15 protein-coding genes are annotated in these 17,500 nt (G+C 53.1%); 8 read left to right on the top strand and 7 right to left on the bottom strand.

Annotated elements, in window-relative coordinates; genetic code table 11:
• A partial coding sequence (locus AC5JO6_RS14250; RefSeq protein WP_496081726.1) for a DNA double-strand break repair nuclease NurA occupies window positions 1–589 on the bottom strand: 589 nt, incomplete at its 3' end.
• 575 nt (window positions 590–1,164) lie between these two features.
• Here AC5JO6_RS14250 and pilM point away from each other — a divergent pair.
• From pilM to AC5JO6_RS14225, 5 genes are all read left to right on the top strand, one after another.
• Complete coding sequence (pilM, locus tag AC5JO6_RS14245) at window positions 1,165–2,280, top strand: type IV pilus assembly protein PilM (protein ID WP_496081725.1); 1,116 nt, start codon at window positions 1,165–1,167, stop codon at window positions 2,278–2,280.
• A 1-nt stretch (window position 2,281) separates the two neighbouring features.
• Window positions 2,282–3,112, top strand: coding sequence for a PilN domain-containing protein (locus AC5JO6_RS14240; protein ID WP_496081724.1), 831 nt, complete (start codon window positions 2,282–2,284; stop codon window positions 3,110–3,112).
• On the top strand, window positions 3,109–3,984 hold the full coding sequence (locus AC5JO6_RS14235) for a hypothetical protein (protein ID WP_496081723.1): 876 nt from the start codon (window positions 3,109–3,111) through the stop codon (window positions 3,982–3,984). The genes AC5JO6_RS14240 and AC5JO6_RS14235 overlap by 4 nt, the downstream gene beginning before the upstream one ends.
• 93 nt (window positions 3,985–4,077) lie before the next feature.
• On the top strand, window positions 4,078–6,453 hold the full coding sequence (locus AC5JO6_RS14230) for a secretin GspD/PilQ domain-containing protein (RefSeq protein ID WP_496081722.1): 2,376 nt from the start codon (window positions 4,078–4,080) through the stop codon (window positions 6,451–6,453).
• Between the two features lie 340 nt (window positions 6,454–6,793).
• Window positions 6,794–8,143, top strand: coding sequence for a PQQ-dependent sugar dehydrogenase (locus tag AC5JO6_RS14225; protein WP_496081730.1), 1,350 nt, complete (start codon window positions 6,794–6,796; stop codon window positions 8,141–8,143).
• 128 nt (window positions 8,144–8,271) lie between these two features.
• On the opposite strand, the gene AC5JO6_RS14220 is transcribed toward AC5JO6_RS14225, so the two are convergent.
• On the bottom strand, window positions 8,272–8,769 hold the full coding sequence (locus AC5JO6_RS14220; RefSeq protein ID WP_496081721.1) for an SH3 domain-containing protein: 498 nt from the start codon (window positions 8,767–8,769) through the stop codon (window positions 8,272–8,274).
• A 1-nt stretch (window position 8,770) separates the two neighbouring features.
• Here AC5JO6_RS14220 and AC5JO6_RS14215 point away from each other — a divergent pair, with 1 nt between their 5' ends.
• Window positions 8,771–9,070 (top strand): hypothetical protein, encoded by a 300-nt coding sequence (locus tag AC5JO6_RS14215; protein ID WP_496081720.1) that lies wholly within the window; start codon window positions 8,771–8,773, stop codon window positions 9,068–9,070.
• A gap of 7 nt (window positions 9,071–9,077) precedes the next feature.
• Here the strand turns inward: AC5JO6_RS14215 and AC5JO6_RS14210 are convergent, their stop codons facing one another.
• A complete protein-coding gene (locus tag AC5JO6_RS14210) occupies window positions 9,078–9,260 on the bottom strand; it encodes a hypothetical protein (protein ID WP_496081719.1) in 183 nt (60 codons plus the stop codon).
• 108 nt (window positions 9,261–9,368) lie between these two features.
• Here AC5JO6_RS14210 and AC5JO6_RS14205 point away from each other — a divergent pair, with 108 nt between their 5' ends.
• Window positions 9,369–10,742 (top strand): glycoside hydrolase 100 family protein, encoded by a 1,374-nt coding sequence (locus AC5JO6_RS14205; protein ID WP_496081729.1) that lies wholly within the window; start codon window positions 9,369–9,371, stop codon window positions 10,740–10,742.
• Between the two features lie 46 nt (window positions 10,743–10,788).
• On the opposite strand, the gene AC5JO6_RS14200 is transcribed toward AC5JO6_RS14205, so the two are convergent.
• From AC5JO6_RS14200 to AC5JO6_RS14190, 3 genes are all read right to left on the bottom strand, one after another.
• Window positions 10,789–11,808 carry a WD40 repeat domain-containing protein gene (locus tag AC5JO6_RS14200; RefSeq protein WP_496081718.1) on the bottom strand — a complete coding sequence of 340 codons (1,020 nt, stop codon included), beginning with the start codon at window positions 11,806–11,808 and terminating at the stop codon, window positions 10,789–10,791.
• Window positions 11,809–11,836: 28 nt separating this feature from the next.
• The gene (locus AC5JO6_RS14195) at window positions 11,837–13,051 is read right to left on the bottom strand and encodes an MlaD family protein (protein WP_496081717.1); all 1,215 of its coding nucleotides are present in this window, start codon (window positions 13,049–13,051) and stop codon (window positions 11,837–11,839) included.
• A 224-nt stretch (window positions 13,052–13,275) separates the two neighbouring features.
• Entirely contained in the window at window positions 13,276–14,058 is a 783-nt protein-coding gene (locus AC5JO6_RS14190; RefSeq protein WP_496081716.1) for an ABC transporter ATP-binding protein, read from the bottom strand.
• A gap of 683 nt (window positions 14,059–14,741) precedes the next feature.
• On the opposite strand from AC5JO6_RS14190, the gene AC5JO6_RS14185 reads away from it, so the two are divergent.
• Entirely contained in the window at window positions 14,742–16,082 is a 1,341-nt protein-coding gene (locus tag AC5JO6_RS14185; protein ID WP_496081715.1) for an Nramp family divalent metal transporter, read from the top strand.
• Window positions 16,083–16,194: 112 nt separating this feature from the next.
• Here the strand turns inward: AC5JO6_RS14185 and AC5JO6_RS14180 are convergent, their stop codons facing one another.
• Complete coding sequence (locus AC5JO6_RS14180) at window positions 16,195–17,235, bottom strand: thiamine phosphate synthase (protein WP_496081714.1); 1,041 nt, start codon at window positions 17,233–17,235, stop codon at window positions 16,195–16,197.
• Window positions 17,236–17,500 lie beyond the last annotated feature (265 nt).

The following is a 17,500-nucleotide window of genomic DNA, read 5'->3' as shown; positions in this document are numbered from 1 at the left end:
CTCCCTCTGCCTCCCCTGCTCCCTCTGCCTCCCCTGCTCCCTCTGCCTCCCCTGCCCTCTGCCTTCTGCCTTCTGCCTCCTGCCTCCCGATTTCTTCTCCCAACTCCGCCAGCACGATCGCCTCCGATACCGTACGCCGATAGCCCATCCATTCTTCCGTGCGGATGCCCCATTGTCGAGAGACGTAAAGATCTTCGGGACGGTAGAACACTTCGGGCAGGCTGTCGAGCAAGGGTAGACGGTTCTGCCCGTAGTGCAGCACAATGCGCCCAACGTTAATCAGGTAACAGTAAGCAATTTCGTGATGGCTGGGGGCAATTTGGGAGCCATCGGTTGCCAGGACGGTGTGGGCAGCAGGCGGCACGGGAATGCTGACACGCAGGTTGAGCGGTTCAACGGGCGCGGCGGCAGTAAAGCTGAGGCGATCGCGCCAGGTTTGCTGCTGCTCAACCAACGCATTTTGGTGACGATGCGCCTGTCCTAAAAGCATCTGTGCCCTTTCTAATCGCTGTCTTGTCGCTGTGGCTTCGAGGGTTAGCTGCTGGCTGATGCCCTGCATTTGTTGTGCAAGCTTTGTGAGATCGAGCATTGGGGGGTGAGGGGTGAGGAGTGAGGGGTGAAGGCTAAAGGCTAAAGGATGAAGGCTAAAAGTGAGAAGCCGAAGGCTAAAGGTGAAAGGCTAAAGGATGGATCAGCTTACCCCTGCCTTCTGCCTTCTGCCTTCTCACCCCTCTCTCCTCTCTCCTTTCTCCTTTCTTTTCTGCCTTTTCCCAAAATTTTTTGATCAACTCTCCAAATTATGTGTACCATCGCTGGTGAGTAAGTAAGAACGCTAGATGGGGAAAGTCTTTTTTCTGACGATCGTTCTCTCAAACATCTTGGTTTAAGCGTAACGAACAATTGCGCTTGAAGCCGCGATCGATGCTCAGAAAAAGGTTGCCTAACGTAAAAGCTTTTTACTTTAAAGCGTTTCAACTCAGTGCAGACCTTTGGTTCTTTTTCTTTGTTGGAGAACAACCATTTAGCGCTATCGTTTAAGGTCTGTCTTTTTGCCTTTAGAGTGGTAAATCTATACTGCAATGGGTATCATACTCTGACATCTAGACTTCGTTTGATTCGTTCTTATCAGCCCGCCTTTAACTGTTTAAGTGAGTAGACAGCATTGTGGTTAACTCTCTGAAAAATCTGCTTCCTGGAAAGCCTAAAGGTATTGGTATCGAGTTAGCGCCCGATCGAATTAGCGTTGCTCAGCTACGTAAACAAGGTCAGGGGTTTAAGCTGGCAACTTTAGCAACCGTTCCAGTGCCAGAAGGCTTGTTTCAAGAAGGTCAGATCATTGACATTGCGGGCATGGCTGAGCTGATTCAGTCAACGCTTGCGGAGAATAAGCTTAAGGTAAAGCGAGTCGCAACGGCGGTAGCAGGGGGACGGGATACCGTCACTCGCATTATTCCGATTCCGGCAGAACTGAACGATCAAGAGCTTCGGGAAATGGTGCTTAATCAGGAGGCGGGTCTTTACCTGCCTTTCCCGCGTGAGGAGGCAGATGTTGACTATCAAAAACTGGGGCTATTTGTTGACGAAGATGGTATTGAAAAGTTTCAGGTTTTACTAGTAGCAACGCGCAAAGAAATTACGGATTCTTACGTGCGCACGTTTCAGCAAGCGGGGCTGCAAATTGATGTACTCGAAATCAGCAGTTTTTCGCTGATTCGCACCATTCGAGAGCAACTCAGGCAATTTTCACCACAAGAAGCCGTGGCGATCGTCGATATTGAGTTTGAAAGTACCGAAATTTCGATCGCGGTGGACGGCGTGCCCCAGTTCTCTCGCACGGTGCCGATCGGGACGTATCAAATTCAAAGTGCCTTATCGCGCGCCATGAACCTACCGCCTTCCAGAAGCACCGAACTGCTTCAGAGCATGACGATTCCAGTAAACCCGTCTGATAGCATGAGCGGTCCCGGCAAAATGGGGGGCAGCAACCCTGGAGCGGCTGCCATGCTGCGTATTATTGGCGAACTGGCGGACGAACTGCGGCGATCGATCGACTTCTACCTCAATCAGGGCGATAACCTGGAAGTAGCCCAACTGCTGCTTGCCGGACCCGGTGGCTCGATCGGTCAGCTTGACGAGTTTTTTACACAACGGCTCAGTCTGCCAAGCAGCCAAATTGATCCAATTACCGCGCTGGGGTTAGAAGTCGCTCAAGAGGTACCGCTCACACAGCGACCGGGGCTAGGAGTAGTGCTGGGCTTAGGATTACGGGAGGCTAGGTAAGATGTACAGTCTAGATATTAATTTTCTCAACGATCGCCCAGAATACAAACCCGAAGGCGCACGTCAAAAGACAAGAGCAGTGTCTACAGACAGTAAACGACCGCTCTTTCTCGGCGCGGCTGTGGCTGTTGCGCTACTAGCAGCAGCGGGTGGATCACTGCTGTTTTTGCAGGCACAAAACGCCAGCCTGGAACAACGACAATCTGAGCTAGACAGCCAGTTGGGTGATTTGACTGCCAAACAAAAGCAGATCGCTGATATTAACGGTCAAACCAAGCAGATTAAGGACGAAACAGGCGCATTGGCAAGCGTGTTTAATCTGGTTAAACCCTGGTCTGCGATGATGCAGGAAGTGCGCGATCGCATTCCTCCGGGTGTGCAAATCCTGACGATCGCACAATCAACTCCTAGCAATCAGCCGACACCACAACCATCCCCTAGTCCTTCGGCGGGTGCTCCTCCTCCGGCGGTTGCGCCAGCGGCTTCAGTGCTGCAAATTACAGGTATCGCTAACTCATTCAATGATGTCAACGATTTTCTGCTGGTGCTGCAAAAATCCAACTTTCTTAAAGCTGAAAACACAAAGCTAGTGAAAGCGACCCTCCAGAAGGAAGCTGTTAGGGTCGAGCCAGCGAAGCTGCAAAATGCCCAACAGCCCACGTTGAATGCTGACCAACTGCCACAACTGCCAAAGCAGGTGGAGTTTCAGATTGAAACGGCGTTAAGCGATGTGCCTGCGTCTGATTTGCTGCGCGAACTCGATCGCAAGGGCGCTGTTGGATTGGTGACCCGCATTGAAGATCTGCAACGTAAGGGAGTGATTCAACCATGACCGCTGGCGGTGACTTTCTTCCCAATGATCCAAACCTGGACACTGAACCAGGCTATCCGGTTATTTTTGGTATCGCGCTTACGCCGACCATCCTCGGCATTTTACTGGCGGTGGGTGGCATTGCTCTGGCAGCTTACCTGTTTCTTAGCCTGGTGCAGCCAGAGCTGGAAAAATACAACGACCTGAAGCAGAAAGTGGAGACCAAGGAGAATCAGGTGCAGCAGGCTGCCGCGATCGCCAAGCAGATTGCCGACGCGAACGCTAATCTTGAGGCGGCTAAAAAACAGCGCACTGAAGTCTTAAATCTCTTCTCAAACGAATCGACCCTCAACACCTTGCTCCTAGATTTAAACCGCCAGGTTGAGACGCGCAATGCAGGCGTTGCCAGACTGGAGCAGGATCGACTAGCCGCTTGTCCCGCTTGGGTACGTAACAATGTCGAAGCACTGCGTAAGAGCGGTATCGAGTTAGCACGGAGAGCCTCGTTGAAGGATTTCACACCAGACCCTAAAGCGTCCGGTGTCATCACTGACAATGCTTACGGCTCACTCGTTAATAACAAGCTGCAGCGTCAGGTTGCGACCGTCAACCTGGAAGGCAATGTGAATCAAACGCAAGCGATCTTCCGCAATATTGAGCGACTACAGCCCTTTCTGGTGTTTAAGGACGTGAAGATTGTGGTAGGGGATGGCACCCAAACGAATACGAGTGTTAACCGACTCTTTGAGATTCGAGGCAACACCGTCCAGTTCTTGCCCAACTGTCAGCCTGAGCAAAAACTTACGACAACCTTCAGGCTAGAAGCACTATCGCCCATAGCGCCCGCAGCGCCCGCAGCAGCAGTCAAGCCCGCTCCAGCCCCAGCAAAATAATGGCAAAAGGCATCCCATAAATTTAGGTTCGTGCCCAGCGCCCAGTCCCAGCATTAATGCAAGCAATCTAATGATTTGAGTGAGGAAGGAACCGTGAAACAGTCTCTAGGATTCAATGGCATCGTGCTGGGTGGGGTCGCCGCACTGATCGCAAGCCAACCCGCCCTGGCAGCACCCGTACAGGTGACTGGTGTGCAGCTTAACCGCACCGCATCAGGGGTTGACGTGGTGCTGCAAACGAAGACGGGCGATCGTCCGCAGGTGTTTGCGGTTAACCGTGGCAATAACTGGACAGCAGATTTACCGAGCAGTCAGCTTCGTTTGCAGGGTGGCAAGAACTTCCGTCGAGATAATCCGGCTCCGGGCATTGCCTCAGTCACCGTTGCGCCCCTGGATGCTAATAGCGTGCGCGTCACGGTGGCTGGCAAAGCGGGTGCTCCGGTCGGGCAAGTCGTACGACCGGAGCAGGGTGGGGTAACGCTAAGCGTGAATGCCTCTGGCACCAAGCAGGCAGCGGCTGCAACACCAACACCATTGCCGCAATCACCCGCTCGATCGTCGGCTGTTTTAGCACCACCAACGCCAGTCTCTTTTTCACCTGCCCCTTCTGCGTCTGCACCCCTACGAACGACAACGACCATTACCGTCCCCACACCAGGTAAGCCCCTAACGCTGGCTCAACTGACCCCCACTCAACCGACACCAGCAGCTAGCCCTGCACCCATTACTCCCGCACCAGCTAGCCCCGCGCCCACTAGCCCCTCAACCGTGCCAGCCAGACCAGCCGTTCCGACCAACCAAACGGCTCCGCTACTGCCCAATCCACAGGTTCAGATCGAGGGTCCTGGCGTTTTGCCAACTGGCGTTCAGGGCGTTTCTCCACGGGCAGTGCCACCGCCCGTCGGAGACATTTCAACGGCACAGGTCGATGCCTCTGGAACATCGATCGACCTGGGTTCCGCAGAACGCGTGCCTCGGCTGGTTTTGCGCGATGCTCCAGCGCGAGAAGTGCTGGGACTACTGGCACGGTCAGCAGGGCTAAACCTTGCCTTCGTCGGTGATCTGCTGTCGCAAGGGCAAACTGGACAGCCAGCCCAGCCGGGACAGACAACCAGCAGCGATGGACCGAAAATTACACTCGATATTGAAAACGAGCCTGTGCAGAATGTGTTTAACTACGTGCTACAACTCACTGGCTTAGAAGCAAACCGAGTGGGTCGCACGATCTTCATCGGACCGAAACTGCCTAACTCAGCGCGAAATTTAGTGGTGCGGAGCGTGCGTCTTAACCAGGCATCCATTACCAGTGCGATCAACTTTCTGGTGACGTTGGGCGCTGAAAGTGCAGTCACCCGCGATCGCCTGGTAACCAATGCTGTGGCAACACCCGTTGGCACCCTGGCAGGCGGCGGTGGCTCGGCAATCACACAGACGCAGACTGCCACAGAGTCTCGCATTGAGAGCCAGCGGGTGGCATATCAGGATTCTACGCCGCTGCTCCGGGGGCTGCAAATCTCTGGGGATGAGCGCACGAACCAGGTAACGCTCATTGGTGAACCGAAAAAAGTTGGCATTGCGATCGCGCAGCTTGCCCAACTGGATATTCGTCGCCGTCAGGTGACCGTCAATGTTCGCGTCGTTGATGTCGATTTGACCAGTCTTGACCAATTCTCTGCAAATGCCTCCTTTGGCGTGAACGACACCCGCACGTCTTTGGATGCTGGTACAGCCGTACTAAACTTTGGTCGGAGTGCGCCTGCTAACACTGGGCTTGGCACTGGTGTCAATGCGATTGGTTCGGCACTGGGTGTCGGTTCGGCTTTATCGCCATTCAACTTTGCGCGTAACTTCTTGCTACAGCTACAGGCTGCTGTCACCACTGGTAACGCCAAAATCCTGACTGATCCGACCCTTTTGGTGCAAGAAGGGCAGACCGCAACCATCAATGTGACTCAGGAAGTGGTAACAAACCTGACCCAACAAACCACTGCTTCCACAAACTCGACCCAAACCACCATTACAGTTGAAAAAGGACGAGCGGGTTTGATTTTACCGATCAAAGTCGATCGCATTGATGACAACGGCTTTATTTCCATGTCCATTGCCCCCTCTGTTTCACGCATTGGTGATCAGCAATCGATTAACATTTCCGGTAGTGCCAACGTGATTAATCTCCTGACGGAACGCCGCCTTGAATCCGGTCAGGTGCGCCTGCGTGATGGGCAGACCCTCCTTCTAACGGGCATCATCCAGGACGAAGATCGAACAACCGTGACCAAAGTTCCCATCCTGGGTGATATTCCCATTCTGGGCGCACTGTTCCGCAGCACCAGCCGCAACAACCAGCGTCGAGAAGTGATTGTCATCGTCACGCCTCGCGTTCTGGATGACAGCCAGCAGGCAACTTTTGGCTACGGCTACGCACCCAGCCCAACCGTGCGTCAAGTGCTTGAAGATAGCAAAAAGTAAAGAACAGGACTTACGCACTTGCAGCCGCAAATGAGATCCTCCCTAACCCTTCTTAAAAAGGAGGGAACCTCAAAGCCACTTTTTAAGGGGTTTGGGGATCTCCTTTGCGTAAGTCCTAAAGAAGATAACTGCTAGCGGTAATGCCTTGCCCTGCCTCAAGAGCGGAACAGGTGCGAGCTAAGCCATAGCAAGGAGTCTGTTGCTACGGCTTGTGGTCTGGTCAAGTAAGGTATTTCTAGTCGATCGACTCAATCTAGCAGCGTAGATCTTTCTTACGTCCCATACCAAGAACCGATACATTCGCTAGCGTGGTGTGTAGTTGTTGCCTTACACGCCTCCCATGTATCGTTTGTCCTTTTTAGTGCTGTTAGGTCTTGCTCTCGTTGCTTGTCGCACTGCGGATACCTCCCGCGCTGAGCCAACGGCTGCACCCGTCGTCTCTGCTAGTCCATCTAGTACTCTTAGTCAGACGAAAGCAGCCACAACGCCAGCCGAGAAGCTGATTCAGACAGAGACTTTTTTGCCGCAGCCGATCGCCATTGCTCCTGCCAGCTTACCTAAACCCTACGCCAGCAGCAGTGCGTCTAAGTCGCCTAATGTCATCCCCATTCCGTCAAAGCCCACGCTCAAGGTTCCGGCTGGCTTTGTGGTGAGCGTGTTTGCCGAAGGGCTAGACCGTCCTCGCTGGTTAGCACTAACGCCAACGGGTGATGTTTTAGTGACAGAAACCCGCCAGAACCGCATCCAGCTCCTGCGCGATGCCAATCAAGATGGCGTAGCTGAGGTGCAAAAAATCTTTGCTGAAGCGCAAAATGGCTTGAATATTCCCTTCGGGATGTCGTTCAGCGACGATGCTTTCTTCCTGGGCAATACTGCATCTGTATTGCGCTTTCCCTACACCCAAGGACAGGAGAAGCTTTCTGGCACTGGCACCAAAATCACCGATTTGCCAGGCGGTGGTTACAATCAGCACTGGACGAGGAATGTTGTGGTTTCGCCCGATCGCACCAAGCTCTATGTTTCGATCGGCTCCCAATCGAATGTGGATGAAGAACCCTCGCCTCGTGCGTCTGTGCAGGTCATGAACCTGGATGGCTCCGATCGCCAAACCTTTGCCTCTGGACTGCGGAACCCCGTCGGACTTGCCTTTCACCCCACAACACGCGAACTTTATGCCACCGTCAACGAGCGCGACGGACTGGGCGATGACTTAGTGCCTGACTACTTCACTCGCGTTCAGTCAGGGCAGTTCTACGGCTGGCCCTACGCCTACATCACGCCCGATCGCCTCGACCCAAACCATGTCCAAAACGGGCGCAGTATTCGTCCTGATTTAGCGGCTCAAACGCGTACACCTGACGTGCTATTTCAAGCGCACTCAGCGGCTCTAGGCGTACAGTTTTACAATGGTCAGACCTTTCCAGCCAAGTATCGCAACGGCGCGTTTGTCGCCTTTCGGGGTTCCTGGAACCGCGATCGCGGCACTGGCTACAAGATTGCGTTTGTACCCTTTAAAGCAGATGGACGACCACAAGGCTACTACGAAGACTTTCTCACGGGCTTCCTCGTCAATCCATCGGGTCCCGATACCTGGGGTAGACCCGTAGGCTTGCTGACTCTCCCCGACGGCAGTTTGCTTGTCACCGAAGAGGCAAATGGACGGATCTATCGGATTCAGTATCAGGGGTAAAAGATGAAGGATGAAGGCTAAAGGATGAAGGATGAAAGCCCTGAGCTTTGATGCTGAGCGCACACGTTGAAGCTTTCAGTCAGCCCTCTGCCTTCTGCCCTCTGCCCTCTGCCTTCTGCCTTCTCCCTCTACTTCACCGCCATCGAAAAGGCATAACGATAGCCTCTGAAGTTCGACTCTAGTTCAATCACATAGTCACCTGTTTGAGCGAGTTGTCCATTCCAGGTCGATCGCTTCTCGTCTTTTTCATGCCCTAACAGTACGGTGCCATCAGGAGCCATAATCATCGGAAAGGGACCTCGATCGTGGGTAATCGTCAACGTTTGTCCCTGCTTGACAGGCAGCACGTAGCGATGGCTACCCGATCCTACAAAGCGATCGACCACCTGTACAGCAGTGCCATCGGCGCTCAGGCTGATGCGCTCTACCTTCTGGTTGCAGCTATTCACGGTTTGCTGCTTGGAGACCCAGCCTTTCAAGGGCGACTTGATCTGGAGCCAGCCGTCCTGCTCATCGGCGATCGTTATCAGCGTACCGTTCTTGAGTTGACCGACCACATTGTCGCCGTCTATTGTGGGTGCAGAGCGGACATTTAGCGGTGGCTTGGGGTCATTCACAAGCGCCATTTTGACCACGCATGATTCGATTGTCCGGTTTGCTGTGGACGTTGGACTGGGCGCTGTTTCAGTCGTTTGCTTTTGTGCGATCGATGAGGAAGGCGAGGCGGCAGGTGAAGGGTTGAGAGGCGATTGGCTTGCAGGTGCGGCGATCGGGGAAGCACTGGTTGATACTCCCGGCGGCTCTGTCACTGAAGACTGTGAACAGGCAACCGTTATTCCAGCAAGCGCTGCCAACGCAAGAGCACCCGCTACAGCCAGCACAGAAGCATTAGGTTTCATAGAAGTGAGTTCCTGGAAGAGTATCTAAGGAATGGCTACAGGGTCTTTGAAGCTAGCAACGGACGAAGCCAGACTGGATGTGCAACTTTTCTAAGTGCAACAGGATGGCGCTCTACCATCTGAGTGCCTTCGTTGACGCTCTGTTGAAACACTACATAGCGTGCCCACAGAGTGCCATTGTGTGACGATCGCCCAACCGCATCAAGCAATACCGACATACCGTTTAAAGGACTGTCACAATTTTGACCAAGATTGCAACATGGTCAGCGGCAATCGCTCAGTGTGCCATCTATATTGATCTTAGTTGTTGTCAGAGGGATCAAGGCTTGAGTGAACCGTCGATCGTCGAGCAAGCATGGGCAGCCCTTGAAAAATCCGTCATTTATTACCAGGGTGAGCCGATTGGCACGATCGCTGCCAGCGACCCTGACGTGGTATCGCTGAACTACGATCAGTGCTTTGTACGCGACTTTATTTCGTCTGGGCTGCTGTACTTGATCAAAGGCAAGCCTGCCATTGTGCGTAATTTTTTGGAGGCAACCCTCAAATTACAGCCCAAAACAGGGCAGCTTGATTGCTCAAAACCCAGCCGGGGCTTAATGCCTGCCAGCTTTAAAATTGCCTCAATCAACGGACAAGACTATCTCAAGGCGGACTTTGGCAACCATGCGATCGGACGAGTTGCGCCAGCCGATGCCTGTCTGTGGTGGATCATTCTCTTGCGGGCATATCTCATTTCCACTCAAGATTTCGAGTTGGTGCAACGCGCCGATTTTCAAGAAGGCATTCGCGTTAGCCTCGAACTGTGTCTAGTCACGCGCTTCGATATGTATCCGATGGTGCTCGTGCCGGATGGGGCAAGTATGATCGATCGACGCATGGGGCTTTACGGACATCCGCTCGATATTCAATCATTGTTTTATGCCGCACTGCGGGCAAGCCTGGAACTGCTAGTGCCCAATGCAGAGAATCAAACCATGATCCAAGCGGTGTGTAATCGCCTACCCCTCTTACTCCGGCAGCTACGCGAAGATTATTGGCTTGATCCAGAACGTTTGAATGTAATTTACCGCTATCAGGTAGAAGAATACGGTGAAGAGGCGCTCAACCAGTTCAATATTTACTCTGACTCGATCCCGTTCTATCGACTGGCAAAATGGATACCCGAAGCGGGTGGTTATCTGGCGGGCAATCTCGGTCCCTCGCAGCTGGATTGCCGCTTCTTTGCGTTAGGTAACTTGATGGCAATTATTGCGTCGCTCACAACGGAGCTACAGTCCCACAAGATTTTGAACTTGATTGAACTGCGCTGGAGCGACTTGATTAGCCACATGCCAATGAAGCTCTGCTACCCGGCGTTGGAAGACAATGACTGGCGCACGATCACTGGAGCCGATCCTAAAAATCGTCCCTGGTCGTATCACAATGGGGGAAGCTGGCCCGTGTTGCTGTGGATGCTGGTAGCAGCGGCAAAAAAAATGAATCGTGGCGAATTGGCACATCACGCGATCGCCATTGCCGAACGTCGTCTGGTGCAGGACCAGTGGCCCGAATACTACGATGGTCCCGATGGTCGTCTCATTGGCAAAGAATCACGAAAATACCAGACCTGGACTATTACTGGCTATTTACTAGCAAAAGAAATCACTGCAAATCCCGATCATCTCAAGCTCATGACGTTTGATCTTGATATGAGGTGACCATTGCTCCCTCTGCAAATTGCAGTCAGTCCACCGACTCACGCCTTCACTTCGTGGCTTGCCAAACCTTGATTGTGCCGTCGTTGCCAGTGCTGGCGATCGCTCGTCCATTCGGACTAAAGGCAACGACAAGAGTTGGATCAACGGCGAGCGTTTTGAGCAGTGCTCCGGTTGCTGTGTCCCATAGTTTAATTGTTTTATCGCGGCTACCGCTAACGATCGTGCGTCCATCCGGGGCGATCGCTACCCCTGTGATGACATCCGAGTGACTGATTAAAGTGGCTTTTAATTGTGCTGTAGTCAAATCCCAAACTTTAACCGTGTCATCGCCACCACTGACGACGGTGTGACCATCGGGGTGGAAGGCAAGGGTATAGATGGGGCGTTTGGAGGCGACGAACGTATGAATCGCTTCGCCTGTGGCTGCTTTCCAGAGGCGGATGGTGCCATCATAGCCGCCGCTGGCAAGGGTCTTACCGTCACGGGCAAAAACGACAGCGTTGACGGTATCGCTGTGCCCTGTGAAACTACGCTGCAATTTCCCAGTCGCCACGTCCCACAGTTCAACCGTTTTTTTCCAACTGCTGGTAGCAAGGGTCGTGCCATCGGGGCTAAAGGCGATCGCCTGTACGGGAAACGGATAGCTGGGAAACGATCGGATAAACTGTCCCGTGCTGACTTGCCATAGCCTGACTTTGCCATCATCGCCCCCCGTTGCCAGGGTTTGCCCATCGGGACTAAACGCGATCGACTCCACTCTGGAGAGCACGCTAAAGTCGCGCAGCAGGTTCCCAGTTTTGAAGTCCCACAGGTCAACATTGCCTTCAACGCTACCGCTGGCGATCGTTCGCCCATCCGGACTGATGGCGATCTGGAGGATGGGTTCGTCCGCTTTTGTGATGGTGCGGACTAATTGAGCCGACTGCCAGGGACTGGATACAGTGGTGCTGGGTGGCGCTGTCAAAGGTGGAAAGTCTGAAGAGGAGGACGTATCACAGCCTGCGAGGATGACTGCCAGAGCCGCGATCGCCATTAATCCTGTAGAGTGTATGCGCGTTGCAGTCATCTTTGTTTTCCCATGCTGCATCTTCTTTTTATCGTGGCACCTCAGCGATCGGTGGTGTTGGGTCAACAGTTGGCTGTACAGGAACGCTAGAGGCTGCGGATTCTTTGATCGGCACCTCGATCGCGGCGATTGGAGCAAGTAAACGCGCCACTTCTGCCTGCTGCTGGAGTTGCTGTGTGGAAGAGACAAGCTTGCTTAAGCCATTAATCAGCTTACGGAGATTGACGCGGAAACTTGGATCGCCCGTGAGTTCGTCTAAATCCGAAGTAATTTTCCGAGTGTTCTCAAAGGTAGAGCGGGCAGAATCAAGCGTTTGCTGTAGTAGGAGTACGTTATTGGGGTTGCCAAAGTCGTTTGAGAAGGTGCGTAGATTAGCCGAGGCGGCGGCAGCGTTGGCAGACAGGGTTTCCAGGTTACGGAGAATATCGGTGCGCTTGACCTGGTTGAGTACAGGGGACAGGCTGGCGATCGCGCCTTTTAATTCACCGCTTGCCTCACTCACATTACTGAGCGTCGTGGTGAGCGAACTTCGATTGGTAGCAAGCAGTCGATTCGCTTCTTGAGCCGTCAGACCCAGTTGACGCGCCGTGATCCGAAATTCATCAAGGGTTGGACCAACGGTTTTGAGCGGTTTTGAGACTTCACGGCTCAATTTAGCAATCCCAGCCGCCGCGTTGGAGGCATTTTTCGCTACCGAATTGACGTTGGCGGTAAACTCCGGGTCGCTGACCAGGTTGGCAATGCGAAGCACAGCCCGAATCAATTCGTTGACGTTAAGCCGCGCCTGACCTTGCAGTCGAGAGCCATTGCAGATGATGATACTGGGGTTGCAGTTACGATCGAGCGGTTGAGCAATCTCACCCGCCGGAAGATCTTGCAGTGGCGAAATGTCGATCGACGGTTCCCCAATTAACCCGGATTGATTCGCTTCAATGACGGCACTGCTGGGAATTAAGAGATCAGACGGTGAGATCTTGACCTTGAGGACAACGCCTCTGGGCTGAGGTTTCACACCCACGACTTCGCCCACTTTAATCCCACGATAGGCGACGGGTGTACCCTGCTTAATACCGCCTGCATTATCGAATTCGACAAAGGCGTTGTAGCTACGTTTTCCAGGGCTGAAGCCGCGCAGCCAAACAATCAGCAGGACAAAGAGCGCGATCGCCACCAGCACAAACAGTCCCAGGGAGCTTTCCCGGAGCGATCGCGAAAGTCGCCTGCCGCCTGTAAGATTCTGCATACACTCTCCTCACGCTACTAAGTTACTGGGCGTAATTAAACTGAAGATGATTTTGGGGGTCGAGGGGGTGGAACCCCCTGCCTGGGGGCAACGCCCCCAAACCCCTCCCCACAATTAATTGTGGCTATCTACTTATCTGTCAAGTTTGCATTGATGGTTGAAGACGGATGATGTTTCAAGGGGTTTCCATCCCCAAAAAGCTTGACAGAACCCGATCGCTGGCATTAACCCGTCGCATGAATCGGTCCTTCTGTGCTACCGCTTGCAAATTGCCGAATCATTGGATTATCGGTGGTTTTCACCTCTTCTGCGGAGCCTTCCCACTGAATTTTGCCTTCATAGAGAAAAACAAGACGATCAACGGCACGGCGCACGGTGCTTTCCTGATGGGTCACAATGGCGTAGCTACTACAGCCGACGTTAATGCACTGGAGCTGCCGGATTACATCTTCTAACACGGTGGAGGCGATCGGGTCTAACCCGGCGGTGGGTTCATCATAGAGCAGCACTTCTGGGCGATCCCTTGGGTTATCTGGGTTGGCAATAATGGCGCGGGCAAAGCTCACACGCTTTCGCATCCCGCCGGACAGTTGAGCGGGATAGCGATCGCCGATGTCTGGCAAACCCACCATCTCCAGTTTCTCATTGACCAAGTCCCGAATGCGCTGTCGTGGCAGCTTGGAATGCCGCATGAGATAGAAGCCAACATTTTCTTCAACGGTCAATGAGTCGAACAAAGCAGATTGCTGAAACACTAGACCAATGTTGATCGGGTCTGGTGTATCGTCGATCGATCCCAGACGCGGCTGACCTTGAACAATGATCTCGCCTTCATCGGGCACATCCAGCCCAGCAATAATCCGTAAAATTGTTGACTTACCCGTCCCTGAAGGACCAATGATGCCCAAAGCATCGCCCCGGTAGAGCGTTAGATCAACGCGGTCTAAAATGACACGGCTGCCAAAGGCTTTAGACACTCCCTTTAATTCGATTAACGGCTCAGCCATTAGCGTGTGAGTGACAGAGAGATTACAAAGCGTCTGAAGCGTTACGACGATGGCATACACAACGTGTGGTCAACCATACCTTTACACGGTCTTCTTGAGTTTAACAACCCCCAATCTAGTTCGATGTAGCGCCCAGTGTTTGTTGTCGATCAAGGCAATTGGCGGGATCATAGCGCGATCGTGGCTCTAAAGACTGAGACAGATGGACAGCGTCTGTCTCAGCCTCACAGATTCGTAATCAAACGATAAAGATCCGCCAAACTGCTGGCATGGCGCAATAGAGCGGGGTAGAACCAGCATGGTGTCGTCTTCAAACCTCAAACAAGCGACACTCTGAGATCTGATGGCTACCTTAGCGATCGGGTTTCAGTGACTCCAAAACGTACCTGCTACCGTGCCCTCTGGTTTGAAGGGCGGTAGCTTTTTTGATGTGCGTCAGCTCTCTAGGGCGCGTCATCAATGAACGATCAAAAGCCTACGGCATCAGCCTGACCGCGCCCGCCCCAGAAAGCAGGCTAGGGGCTGTAGACTTGCCATCATCAGGACTCTGATTGTAATTGATGACAGCCCCTAGTAGATTCGCACCGACTGTTTCGATCTCTACCTTTTCGATGTCTACCTTACGGTTGTATGCAATCTAAACCAGAGTGATAAGATAAATTATGAAAGAATTATGAAAGTAGATGATGCCCCTTTCTAACGAGAACGTGCAGCCTGCACCCACCTCCAGACCGAGTCTGCAAGAAGTTCACCGCAGTATCCCAATTCCCCATGCCAAAGGGTTCTGGCGGAAGATGGTAGCGTATGCTGGACCGGGTTATCTGGTTTCTGTCGGTTACATGGATCCTGGCAATTGGGCAACCGATCTGGCAGGTGGCTCCAAATTTGGCTACACGCTGCTGAGCGTCATCTTGCTTTCAAACTTAATGGCGGTGTTGCTGCAATCGCTCTGTGTGCGTCTGGGCGTGGCAACAGGGAAAGATCTGGCGCAGATGTGCCGTGATGCTTTCAGCCCTCGTGTCAGCTTTCTGCTGTGGGTGCTGTGCGAAATTGCGATCGCTGCCTGCGACCTGGCAGAGCTTTTAGGCAGTGCGATCGCGCTTCAGCTATTGTTTGGACTCCCGTTGGTTTGGGGTGTTGCCGTCACAGCGCTCGATGTGCTGTTGCTACTCTTCCTACAAAGCAAGGGCTTTCGCTACGTCGAAGCGCTTGTCATCGTGCTGGTGGCAACGATCGGCGCTTGCTTCACGGCGGAGATTCTGTTTGCGCGACCGGATGTAGGCAGCATTGTTCAGGGCTTTCTACCGAACCGTGAGATTCTGCGAAACCCGGATATGCTTTACATTGCGATCGGCATTCTGGGTGCAACGGTAATGCCACACAACCTGTATTTGCACTCAGCCATCGTCCAAACCCGCGCCTGGGAACCGACTCCTGAAAAGCGGCGAGAGGCAATCCGATTTGGCACGATCGATTCTACGGTAGCGTTGACGCTGGCACTCTTCATCAACTCTGCCATTCTGATCGTTGCGGCTGCGACCTTCTACACCGCTGGCTACCGCGAGGTCGCAGAGATTCAGGATGCGTACAAACTGCTGTCACCGTTGCTGGGAGTCAGTGCCGCCAGCACCATTTTTGGGCTGGCACTCCTTGCTTCTGGGCAAAGCTCCACGCTCACAGCAACACTAGCGGGGCAGATTGTGATGGAAGGCTTTCTGCAACTCCGACTGCCGTCCTGGTTACGCCGCCTTGCGACTCGCCTGTTGGCGATCGTGCCTGCCCTGATTGCGATCGTGTTTTTTGGTGAGCGCAGCACAGGTCAACTACTGGTGCTGAGTCAGGTGATTTTAAGCTTGCAGTTGTCGTTTGCCGTAGTGCCATTAGTCATGTTTACGAGCGATCGTCGCCTGATGGGTGAGTTTGTTAATCCGACGTGGCTAAAGGTGCTTGCCTGGTCAGTTGCCGTCATCATTGGCAGTCTAAACCTTTGGTTACTGCTTCAGACGTTTTTAGGGTGGTTGTGAGGTAAAAGGCAGAGGGCAGAGGGTAGGAGGCAGAAGGGGCAGGGGAGCGGAGGAAGCAAGGGAGGCAGAGGATAGGAAAAAAGCTGATAGCTGATAGCTGACAGCTAATGGCTTAACGTCTGAGTTGCGAAAGGAATTGTTGCGTTGTGAGCGTTGGTTGTTCGGCGTGCATGATGGCGCGAACGATCGCCACACGATCGACCTTCGCAGCGAGAACGTCAGGTAAATTGTTGGCATCAATGCCACCGATCGCAAACCAGGGAATCGTTGCGTGTTCGGCGGCATAGCGCACATAGTCAAATCCAGCAGCCGGTCTGCCTGCTTTGGTTGGCGTTTCGTAAACAGGTCCAACGCCGATATAATCGGCTCCTTCCTGAATGGCACGGTGGAGATCGTCGGGACAGTGAGTGGAGCGTCCGATGAGGCACTGGGAGCCAAGGAGCTGTCGTGCAAGCGCGATCGGGATATCCTGCTGACCCAGATGCACACCATCGGCATCAACTGCGATCGCTAGATCGACGCGATCGTTCACGATAAACAGCGCATTGTAATGACGGCAGAGTTGAGCCAGCTTTTGGGCATTGCGAAGCCGAACATCATCATCAGCGGTTTTGTCACGATACTGCACCAGCGTCAAGCCGCCTTTGAGCGCTGCTTCCACCGTGTCGAACAGATTGTCCGTGGGTGATGTGACAAGGTAAAGTTTCGCTTGTTCTAACTGTTGCCGCCGCTGATCTGCCGTCAGCTTGCTTTCTAGCGTGTAGACCCGATAGCGCATCTGCTTGCACGCCTCTCCCATGTCGGGGCGATAAACTTTTCCATATTCTTCTAAGACCCGTAACGCTTCTTGAACACGACATAAGTTGGCTTGTAGCACTGCCTGCACGCTCGATCGCGCCGCTTCATCAGGATGGGTTAGCAACGTGCCAGCATCGCCGGGTGTATCTCTTGCTGCACGAAGATCGGGGGTATGCCAATGCGCTAGTTCCTGCCGTAGATGCTTGCACTCGTCGGTCAGAACGGCATTGTCTAGCCCAAAGCGACACCATTCTTCGATCGTTCTCAAGCCTTCACGCGCACGGTCTAAGTTGGCATCCAAAATACGGCAGAGTGAGACCTGCACAAACCGAGCTTGACTGTTTGTATTGCCCATAGGAAGTATCGATCGACTGTTTTATCCAGGCTATCGAGTTATGGGAAGGGAAACCAACAGATCCCCGACTTCTCTACGAAGTCGGGGATCTTCGGGAAGTCGGGGATCTTTATGCAAAACTATGTGTTTCAACTTTGCAGGTATGGAGTAAAGTTGACCAGAGTTCATCGCGGGTCTCGTTCAAGCTCAACTGCAATGGTGTTTTTGGGCTAAGTTTCTGTTGGTTTAAATCGCTGTATCGAGAGCGAAACGAGCGGTTTTTCGC

The organism is Tildeniella sp., assembly GCF_059505325.1.
The sequence above is the reverse complement of the archived record's forward strand: the minus strand, read 5'-3'. Positions and strand labels throughout refer to the sequence as shown.